Here is a 9,048-nt window from a genome sequence, read left to right as displayed (position 1 = left end):
ACGCAGCCACTTGAACGGCGGCAGCGGGTCCGCCCGCGCGGTGCACAGGTCATCGCGCAGCACACGCAGCCAACGCACCACCCGGCCCGCGTGGGCGCCCGCTCGCTGTCTTCCGCTTACGCGGAGACCTCCGAGCGGTCGCCGCCCCACAGCGTGTGGAACGAGCCGTCGCGGTCCGTGCGCCGGTAGGTGTGCGCGCCGAAGTAGTCGCGCTGCCCCTGGGTGAGCGCGGCCGGCAGGCGCTCCGCGCGCAGGGCGTCGTAGTAGGCGAGGGCCGCGGCGAAGCCGGGGGTCGGCACGCCCTGGCGGGTCGCGGCGATCAGCACCTCGCGCCAGTCGTCCTGCGCGTCCGCGATCTCCCGGGCGAACGTCTCGTCGGACAGCAGGCTCGGCAGGTCGGCGCGGGCGTCGTAGGCGGCGCGGATGCGGTCCAGGAAGGCCGCCCGGATGATGCAGCCGCCGCGCCAGAGCGCGGAGACCGCGCCGAGGTCGATGTCCCAGCCGTACTCCTCGCTGCCCGCGGCGATCTCGTGGAAGCCCTGCGTGTACGACACGATCTTCGACGCGTACAGCGCCTGCTCCACCCGGTCCGCGAACGCCGCCGCCTCCGCCTCGCCGAGCGGCGCGGCCTTCGGTCCGGCGAGGCCCCGCGAGGCCTCCCGCAGCGCCGCGTGACCGGACAGCGAGCGCGCGAACACCGCCTCCGCGATGCCTGACACCGGCACGCCCAGGTCGAGCGCGATCTGCACGGTCCAGCGTCCCGTGCCCTTCTGCTCCGCCTGGTCGACCACCACGTCGACGAACGGCTTGCCCGTGGCGGCGTCCACGTGGGAGAGCACCTCGGCGGTGATCTCGATCAGGTACGAGTCCAGCCGACCGGTGTTCCAGGTGCGGAAGATGTCCGCGATCTGCGCGGGCGTGTACCCGGCGACATCGCGCAGCAACTGGTACGCCTCACCGATCAGCTGCATGTCGGCGTACTCGATGCCGTTGTGCACCATCTTCACGAAGTGCCCGGCACCGTCCGGACCCACGTGCGACACGCAGGGCGTGCCGTCGGCCGCCTTGGCGGAGATCTTCTCCAGCATCGGGCCGAGGGAGTCGTACGACTCCCTCGGCCCGCCCGGCATGATGCTCGGCCCGTGCAGCGCGCCCTCCTCACCGCCGGAGACGCCCATGCCGACGAAGTGGATGCCCTGCTCGCGCAGTGCCTTCTCCCGGCGGCGGGTGTCGGCGAAGTGGGCGTTGCCACCGTCGATGATCATGTCACCGGGCTCCAGCAGCGGGGCGAACTCCTCGATCACGGCGTCCGTCGGCTCACCGGCCTTCACCATGACGACCAGCCGCCGCGGACGCTCCAGCGCCGCCACGAACTCCTTCGCCGTCTCGGCCGCCACGAAACTGCCCTCGTGCCCGAACTCCTCCACCAGCGCATGCGTGCGCGCCGACGTCCGGTTGTGCACCGCGACCGTGTAGCCGTTGCGGGCGAAGTTGCGTGCGAGGTTGCGGCCCATGACCGCGAGTCCCGTGACGCCGATCTGCGCTGAACTGCTCATTGGTGGCTCCTAGTGACCTTGGTATCGGTACTGCCGGGGGTCGGTGGTGCTGCCGGGCTTCCTGTGCCGCCGGTCGGCGCCCGTCGGCCCCGCCGTCGACCATTCTGACCGTCGCGACCATCCTGACGTGCCGCTACCCCGCCCGCACACGCGGGTCCCACGACACCCCGCAGCCACATACGGGCGGGACCCCCTTCCGTACTCATCCGGACCCGTACGGCGCGCACACACGTGTTCGGCGCACGCCCGCGCCTTTGTGCGAGCGGGCCGTACGACGGCGGCAACCGGGGCGCAACGGGCGAAAGGTACCGGCCACTTGGCGCGTCCGCACGGCTGATAGCCGTCTTGTCACCGTCAGTTCGCAGCGCTTACTTTTGCCCCTCCTGACGCAATGTCGAGGGGGACTCCATGGCCGTTCGCGGCCGGCACCGCCGGTATCAGCCGAACCGAATCAACCGCGCCTCGCTCACCGTCACCGCGGGCGGGGCAGGGGTGGCGCTGCCCCTGCTGGGCACCGGCGTGGCCCAGGCGGCCGACGTGGAGACCTGGGACAGGGTCGCCGCCTGCGAGTCCAGCGACGACTGGGACATCAACACCGGCAACGGCTACTACGGCGGGCTCCAGTTCACCCAGTCCACCTGGGAGGCCTTCGGCGGCACCCGGTACGCGCCGCGCGCGGATCTGGCCACCAAGGACCAGCAGATCGCCGTCGCCGAGAAGGTGCTCGACGGCCAGGGCCCCGGTGCCTGGCCGGTCTGTTCCCAGCGGGCCGGACTGACCCGGGGCGGCGACACCCCCGACATCCGGCCGGCCGCCGACCGGACCGAGCGGAAGGGGACCGGTCGCTCCACGGTCGAGGAGGTCAAGCCGCAGCACACGCCCCAGTCCCGGGCGGGCCGCGCCGAGATGTACACCGTGGTCCACGGCGACACCCTGTCCGGCATCGCGGCGGAGGAGCGGGTCCGGGGCGGCTGGCGCGGGCTGTACGAGGCGAACGGCGCGACCATCGGCACCGACCCCGACCTGATCCTGCCCGGCCAGCGCCTCACCCTGCCCGACGGGAAGGCGTCCAAGCGGTCCGGGCAGAGCGGACCGGCCAAGTCCTCCGAGTCCTCCAAGTCCTCCAAGCCCTCCGGCTCGTCCAAGTCGTCCGAGCAGAAGGCCGCGAAGAGCAGGGCCGCGAAGAGCAAGGCCGCCGAGAAGAAGACCGCCGAGAAGAAGGCGCCCGCGCAGCGCACCGAGGGACGGGCCGACCGCGCCACCCAGTCCGGTGCCACCCGGGTGGCGCCGGTCGGCGCCCCGCTGGGCACGCCGTACCACAAGGCGGGTTCCTCCTGGTCGAAGGGCTACCACACCGGTGTCGACTTCCCCGTGCCCACCGGCACGCCCGTGAAGTCGGTCGCGGCGGGCAGCGTGGTCAGCGCCGGTTGGGAGGGCTCGTTCGGCTACCAGGTGGTGGTCCGGCACGCCGACGGCCGCTACAGCCAGTACGCCCACCTGTCGGCGATCTCCGTGCGCAGCGGCCAGTCGGTCGCCGCGGGCCAGGGCATCGGCCGTTCCGGCTCGACGGGCAACAGCTCGGGCCCGCATCTGCACTTCGAAGTGCGGACGGGGCCCGGTTTCGGGTCGGACATCGACCCCGTCACCTACCTGAGGGCGGGCGGCGTCAGGATGTGACCCGCGTACGGTGCCGGTCCTGCAGGGGCAGCGGCACGTACGGGCCGCCGTGGAAGGGCGCGTAGGCGACCAGTGTCAGGGGCGGGTCCGGCTCGACGACCGCGACCGGGGGCCCTCCGGCCTCCGGGGCGGTGCCCACGGCGGCCGGTACGGGGGCCGGGGCCGGTACCCGTACGTTCCGGGTGAGTTCGGTCGGCCTGCGCTGCTCGCGTGCCGACCGTTCCGTCGTCAGCAGGATCAGACCGCCGGCCGCCACCACGCCGCAGCTCAGCGCGAGCGCCGTGCCCGTCGAGCCGTAGCGGAAGGTCTCGCCGAACATCGTGATGCCGACAGCGGCCGCCACCATCGGGTTCACCACCGTCAACGTGGCCAGCGGAGCCGCGAGGCCGGCGCCCCGGTAGGAGGCCTGGGACAGCAGCAGCCCGGCCGTGGCGAACACGCCGATCACCGCGAGGGACGGCACGTCCGTCACCGAGAGGCCGTCGGTCCAGCCCACGGCCACGTCCTTCGTGAAGACGGAGGACATGCCGAAGGCCACACCGGAGGCGACGGCGAGGAGGATGCCGCGCACGGCGGGATGCCGGCGCGCCGCCCGGGCCGCCGCCATCAGGGCGCCGACCGCGGCGGTCGTGGCCGACACCGCCACCGCCCGTTGGACGCCGTCGAGGGACTGGGCGTCGGACGAGGCGACCAGGGACAGCAGACCGGCGAGACCGACGGTCGCCATGAGGGCGCCGCGCCACGCCGTGGCGCCCGCCCTGCGGCCGACGAACAGCGCGGCCATGGGCAGCGCGAACACGATGGTCAGCGCGCCCAGGGGCTGGACGAGGCTCAACGGGCCGTAGGCGAGCGCCACCACGTGCAGCAGTGCGCCGAGGCCGTTGAGCGCGACCGCCGCCCACCAGCCCGGCCGGCGCAGCGGCGCGTACTGCCCGCCGGGCGAGGACACCGCGACCCGCTCCTGCACGATCGCTCCGCCCGCGTACGCCACGGCGGAGACGAACGACAGCAGCACGGACAACGCGAGGGCGCTCATCAGCGGCTCCTCCGCGTGAGGCCGGGGCACTCGGCCCGGCGCGGCGATCGGTCGGCTTTCATGATGAACACGATGCCGTGTCCCGTTGTTCCCGTCGTCGTCCCTGAGCACTCCATGTGTCCTACTGCTGACGGAGTACGCGGACGGCCCCGTCATCCCCTGGGTGGGTGCCGCAGGGCGGAGGTCCCCTGAGGGTCTCCCGCAGGGGCATGGCGCCGTCGCGCCTCGTGGACCCCGGCGGATCTTTGTCATGTCCCTGGACGGATGACGGAATCCGTGTTGTTATGCCAACTGCTGTTCATGACAACGTTGTACAGGCGAGTGCAACGCACAGAACAGAACACGCACCGCGCAACCGAGTACTGCGCAACCGAGTACCGCGCAACCGAGCACCGAGCAGAGAGCCGTCACCTTCCTCACAGACGGAGGATCCGTGCGCATCAGACGACTCAGGAACCGTTTCGCACTCTTCCTGGCCGCCGCACTGGGACTCGCGGGGCTCACCGCGACCGGCCAGACCGCGACCGCGGCCGAGGACGATCCGGTGGACATCCGCGGGCTGAAGGGCGAGTACTACACGCACTCCGCCCCCGGCACCTTCGACTTCCACGAGCTCAAGGCCACCGCCTTCGATCCGCACCTCGACTTCGACAACCTGGAGCCGCGGCTGAACTTCACCACGGGCCGGTCGGACCACGTCAGCGTCCGCTGGACCGGGAAGATCGTGCCGGAGAAGACCGGCGCGCACACCTTCTCGATCATCGGCGACAACGGCTTCCGGCTGTGGATCGACGGCCGGCTCGCCATCGACCACTGGGTCGACGACTGGGACCGCGAACAGAGTGCCGAGCCGATCGAGCTGACCGCCGGCAAGGCCCACGACATCAAGGTCGAGTACTTCGAGCACTACGGCGGCTCCAACTTCCACCTGCGCTGGACCGAGCCAGGCGGCACCAAGAAGCCCGTACCGCAGTCGGCGTTCCGCCTGCCGGACGGCTTCGACTACGACGGAGCCCTCGCGGCCACCGTCCTCGGCTCCGGGCGCACCCTGAAACTCGACTTCCCGCGTCCGCTCGCCGCGCCCCCGGCCGGTCTCACCGAGCACGTCAACGCGGTCATCGGCGGTGCGAAGTGGCCGCTGACGAAGGCCGAGCCGGACCCGGCCGACCCCAAGGCCCTGCTCGTCACGCTCGCCGAACCCGTCGTCGGCAACAAGACGGGCACCGCCCGCGGCACCGCCGACGTCCGTTACGACGGCCAAGGCGGGCTGACCACCACGGGCGGCGACCCCGTGGACGCGTTCATGAGCAGCGGGCCCAACCGCTCCACCCACGAACTGAGCACCGAGTGGGCCGACGAGGTGGGCCCGGACAACGCCCTCCCCGAGTACCCGCGCCCCCAGCTCACCCGGGAGCAGTGGCGCAACCTCAACGGGCAGTGGCAGTTCGCGGCCGCCGAGGAGGGGGAGCGGCCGCCCGTCGGGAAGACCCTGAAGGAGCGCATCCTCGTCCCGTACCCGGTGGAGTCCCAGCTCTCCGGCATCCAGCGGCACGAGGACCGCATGTGGTACCGCCGCACCTTCACCGTCCCCCAGGACTGGCGCATCGGCTCCGGCAAGCGGCTGCGGCTGAACTTCGGCGCCGTCGACTGGCGGTCCGAGGTGTACGTCAACGGCACGAAGGTCGCCACCCACGAGGGCGGGTACGACAAGTTCAGCGCCGACATCACCGACGCGCTGAAGCCCGGCCGCACCCAGGAGCTCATCGTCGGCGTGTACGACCCCACCGACGCCGCGAACGGCGAGAACCCGCCGCTCGGCAAGCAGCGCTTGGACCCCAGCGGCATCTGGTACACGCCCAGTTCGGGCATCTGGCAGACGGTCTGGATGGAGCCGGTGGCCCGGGACCACGTCGACTCCCTCAAGCTGGTCCCGGACGTGCCCGGCGAGCGGCTCACCGTGGAGGCGAAGGGCGTCCGCGACGGCCTGCCGGTCAGGGCGACCGCGTACGACGGACGGCGCAGGGTCGCCACGGCGACCGGTCGCACCGGGAAGCCGCTGACCCTGAAGATCGAGAACCCGCACCTGTGGTCGCCGGACGACCCGTTCCTGTACGACCTGGAGGTGACCGTCGGCGCCGACCGGGTCGACAGCTACTTCGGGATGCGCTCCATCGCCGTCGAGGAGGTCGACGGAGTGCCGCGCACGGTCCTCAACGGCGAACCCGTCTTCCTGATGGCCACCCTCGACCAGGGCTTCTGGCCGGACGGCCTGCACACCGCGCCCACCGACGAGGCCCTCGCGTACGACCTGCGCGTGCACAAGGAGCTCGGGTTCAACTCGGTGCGCAAGCACATCAAGGTCGAGCCGGACCGCTGGTTCCACTGGGCCGACCGGCTGGGGCTGATGGTGTGGCAGGACATGCCCTCCATGAGGGCCGGGGTGAATCCCGACGGGACCGCCCGCGCCCGCTACGAGCGCGAGATGAAGCAGATGATCGACGAGCACATCAGCAGCCCGTCGATCGTCATGTGGGTCACCTTCAACGAGGGCTGGGGCCAGTACGACGTCGGCCGCGTCGCCGAGCAGGCCAAGGCCTGGGACCCGTCGCGCCTGGTCAACAACCAGTCGGGGCTCAACCTCGGCGCCGACGGCAACGCCGGCGACATCATGGACGAGCACGGCTATCCCAGCCCGGCGCTCCCGCCCCGCCCGGACGGGCGGCGCGCCCTGGTCACCGGCGAGTACGGCGGCCTCGGCCTGGCGGTGCCCGGTCACGCCTGGTCGGTGCAGCAGTCGTACGTCGACGTCGACCCGGAGACCTACACCGACGACTACCTCACCAAGCTCGACGAGGTACGGGCCCTGGTCTGCCGGGGCAGCAACGGCGCCGTGTACACGCAGATCTCGGACGTGGAGGGCGAACTGAACGGCCTGCTCACCTACGACCGGCGCGTGCTGAAGCCGGACGTCGCCCGGGTGAAGGCCGGCCATGACGCCCTGATCCGGGACGCGTCCCGGGCGCGACCCGCGGGGTGCCCGGCCCAGGACGCGACGCGGTGAGGACTTCCTCCGGCGGCCCGCACCCGTCCGGGTGGCGTTCGCCCCCGGGGTCTCGTCCCGGGTCTTCCCTCCGGGCGATGACCCGATCGTCTTACCGAGGACCACTTCTGACGCCGTTTCGGACGGTTCCGACCGCACGGCCGTGAGCCCGTCCGCCCGGTGAAGTCCGCCCCTTTCGTCGTACCGACGGGAGGGGCGGAGACGTAATCTGATGTTAACTGTGTGTGGCGGGATCGTACTTGACCGTAATCAGTCAGGGGCGGTGTACTGCTGATCCATCCCGTCGTCATGCGAGGCACGCCTTGAACGCAGACCCACTCGCTCCTCTCGACCTGGCGTTCTGGAACATCGAGTCCGCCGATCACCCCATGCACCTCGCGGCCCTCGGGGTCTTCTCGGCCCGTTCGCCCGCCTCCGGCGCCCACGCGGCGGATCTGCTCGCCTCCCGGGCCGCCGCCGTGCCCGGACTGCGGATGCGCATCCGCGACGTGTGGCAACCGCTGTCCTCGCGCCCCCCGTTCCCGGCTCTGCACCGCCCCGTGGACCCGGCCCTGCGCCGGCCGCTCGTCTCCGCCCTGCGCCGGCCGCTCGCCTTCGGCGGCGCCGAGCGGGAGACCGACCCCGGCTTCGATCCCCAGAACCACGTCAGGCTGCACGCCCCGACCGCCGACTTCCACTCGGCGGCGGGCCGGCTCATGGAACGGCCCCTGGAGCGCACCCGGCCGCCCTGGGAGGCCCATGTGCTGCCGGGGGAGGACGGCGTCTCCTTCGCCGTCCTGTTCAAGTTCCACCACGCCCTCGCCGACGGGCTGCGGGCCCTCACCCTCGCCGCGGCCCTGATGGACCCGATGGACCTGCCCACCCCGCGGCCCCGCCCGGCCGAGCCGTCGCGCGGACTGTTCCCGGACGTGCGCGAGGTGCCCGCCCTCCTCCGGAACCTCCTGTCCGACGCGGGCCGGGCCCTGGACATCGGCGCCTCGGTGGCCCGCTCCACCCTCGACGTGCGCTCCTCGCCCGCGCTCGCCTGCGAGCCCAGCGGCACCCGCCGCACCGCCGGAGCGGTCCTCGACCTCGACGACGTGCACCGGATCCGCAAGAGTGCCGGCGGCACCGTCAACGACGTGCTGATCGCGGTCGTCGCCGGCGCCCTGCGCCGCTGGCTCGACGAGCGCGGCGCCGGCAGCGAGGGCGTCGCCCCGCGCGCCCTCGTCCCCGTCTCCCGGCGCCGCCCGCGCACCGCGCACCCCCAGGGCAACCGGCTCTCCGGCTATCTGATCCGCCTGCCGGTCGACGAGGCGGAACCGCTCGACCGCCTGGCCCTGGTGCGCACCGCCATGGACCGCAACAAGGACGCGGGCCCGAACCGGGGCGCGGGCGCCGTCGCCCTGCTCGCCGACCACGTGCCACCGCTCGGCCACCGGCTCGGCGGCCCCCTGGTCGGCCAGGCGGCCCGGCTCTGGTTCGACGTGCTGGTCACCAGCGTGCCGCTGCCCGGCTTCGGCCTGCGGCTCGGCGGCGACCCGCTGGGCGCGGTCTTCCCCCTCGCGCCGCTCGCCCCCGGGCACTCCCTCGCGGTCGCCGTCTCCACCTACCGCGGCCGCGTCCACTACGGGCTGGTCGCCGACGGCGCCGCCGTCCCCGACCTCGACCGGCTCGCCGGGGCCCTCTCCGAGGAGGTGGCGACGCTCATCTCCGCATGTGATCCCTGACCCGTCGCC

At 72.4% G+C, this 9,048-nt stretch carries 5 protein-coding genes; 3 read left to right on the top strand and 2 right to left on the bottom strand.

Features of this window, described 5'->3' with window-relative positions:
• Positions 1-116: 116 nt before the first annotated feature.
• Entirely contained in the window at positions 117-1,556 is a 1,440-nt protein-coding gene (gene gndA / locus ACWEQO_RS31200; RefSeq protein WP_361460307.1) for an NADP-dependent phosphogluconate dehydrogenase, read from the bottom strand.
• A 408-nt stretch (positions 1,557-1,964) separates the two neighbouring features.
• On the opposite strand from gndA, the gene ACWEQO_RS31195 reads away from it, so the two are divergent.
• On the top strand, positions 1,965-3,233 hold the full coding sequence (locus ACWEQO_RS31195; RefSeq protein ID WP_452986039.1) for a transglycosylase family protein: 1,269 nt from the start codon (positions 1,965-1,967) through the stop codon (positions 3,231-3,233).
• Here the strand turns inward: ACWEQO_RS31195 and ACWEQO_RS31190 are convergent.
• Complete coding sequence (locus ACWEQO_RS31190) at positions 3,223-4,269, bottom strand: DMT family transporter (protein WP_452986038.1); 1,047 nt, start codon at positions 4,267-4,269, stop codon at positions 3,223-3,225. The genes ACWEQO_RS31195 and ACWEQO_RS31190 overlap by 11 nt on opposite strands.
• Positions 4,270-4,702: 433 nt before the next feature.
• On the opposite strand from ACWEQO_RS31190, the gene ACWEQO_RS31185 reads away from it, so the two are divergent.
• Both ACWEQO_RS31185 and ACWEQO_RS31180 read left to right on the top strand, forming a co-directional pair.
• On the top strand, positions 4,703-7,330 hold the full coding sequence (locus ACWEQO_RS31185; RefSeq protein ID WP_452986037.1) for a PA14 domain-containing protein: 2,628 nt from the start codon (positions 4,703-4,705) through the stop codon (positions 7,328-7,330).
• Positions 7,331-7,632: 302 nt separating this feature from the next.
• A complete protein-coding gene (locus ACWEQO_RS31180; RefSeq protein WP_452986036.1) occupies positions 7,633-9,039 on the top strand; it encodes a wax ester/triacylglycerol synthase family O-acyltransferase in 1,407 nt (468 codons plus the stop codon).
• Positions 9,040-9,048 lie beyond the last annotated feature (9 nt).

Source organism: Streptomyces sp. NPDC004051, assembly GCF_053604275.1.
Note: the sequence above shows the minus strand (reverse complement) of the source record. Positions and strands in the feature narration are given on the sequence as shown.

Coding starts and splice junctions, on each gene's coding strand:
- gndA (WP_361460307.1), bottom strand. CDS start 1,556: ATGAGCAGTTCAGCGCAGATCGGCGTCACGGGACTCGCGGTCATGGGC.
- ACWEQO_RS31195 (WP_452986039.1), top strand. CDS start 1,965: ATGGCCGTTCGCGGCCGGCACCGCCGGTATCAGCCGAACCGAATCAAC.
- ACWEQO_RS31190 (WP_452986038.1), bottom strand. CDS start 4,269: ATGAGCGCCCTCGCGTTGTCCGTGCTGCTGTCGTTCGTCTCCGCCGTG.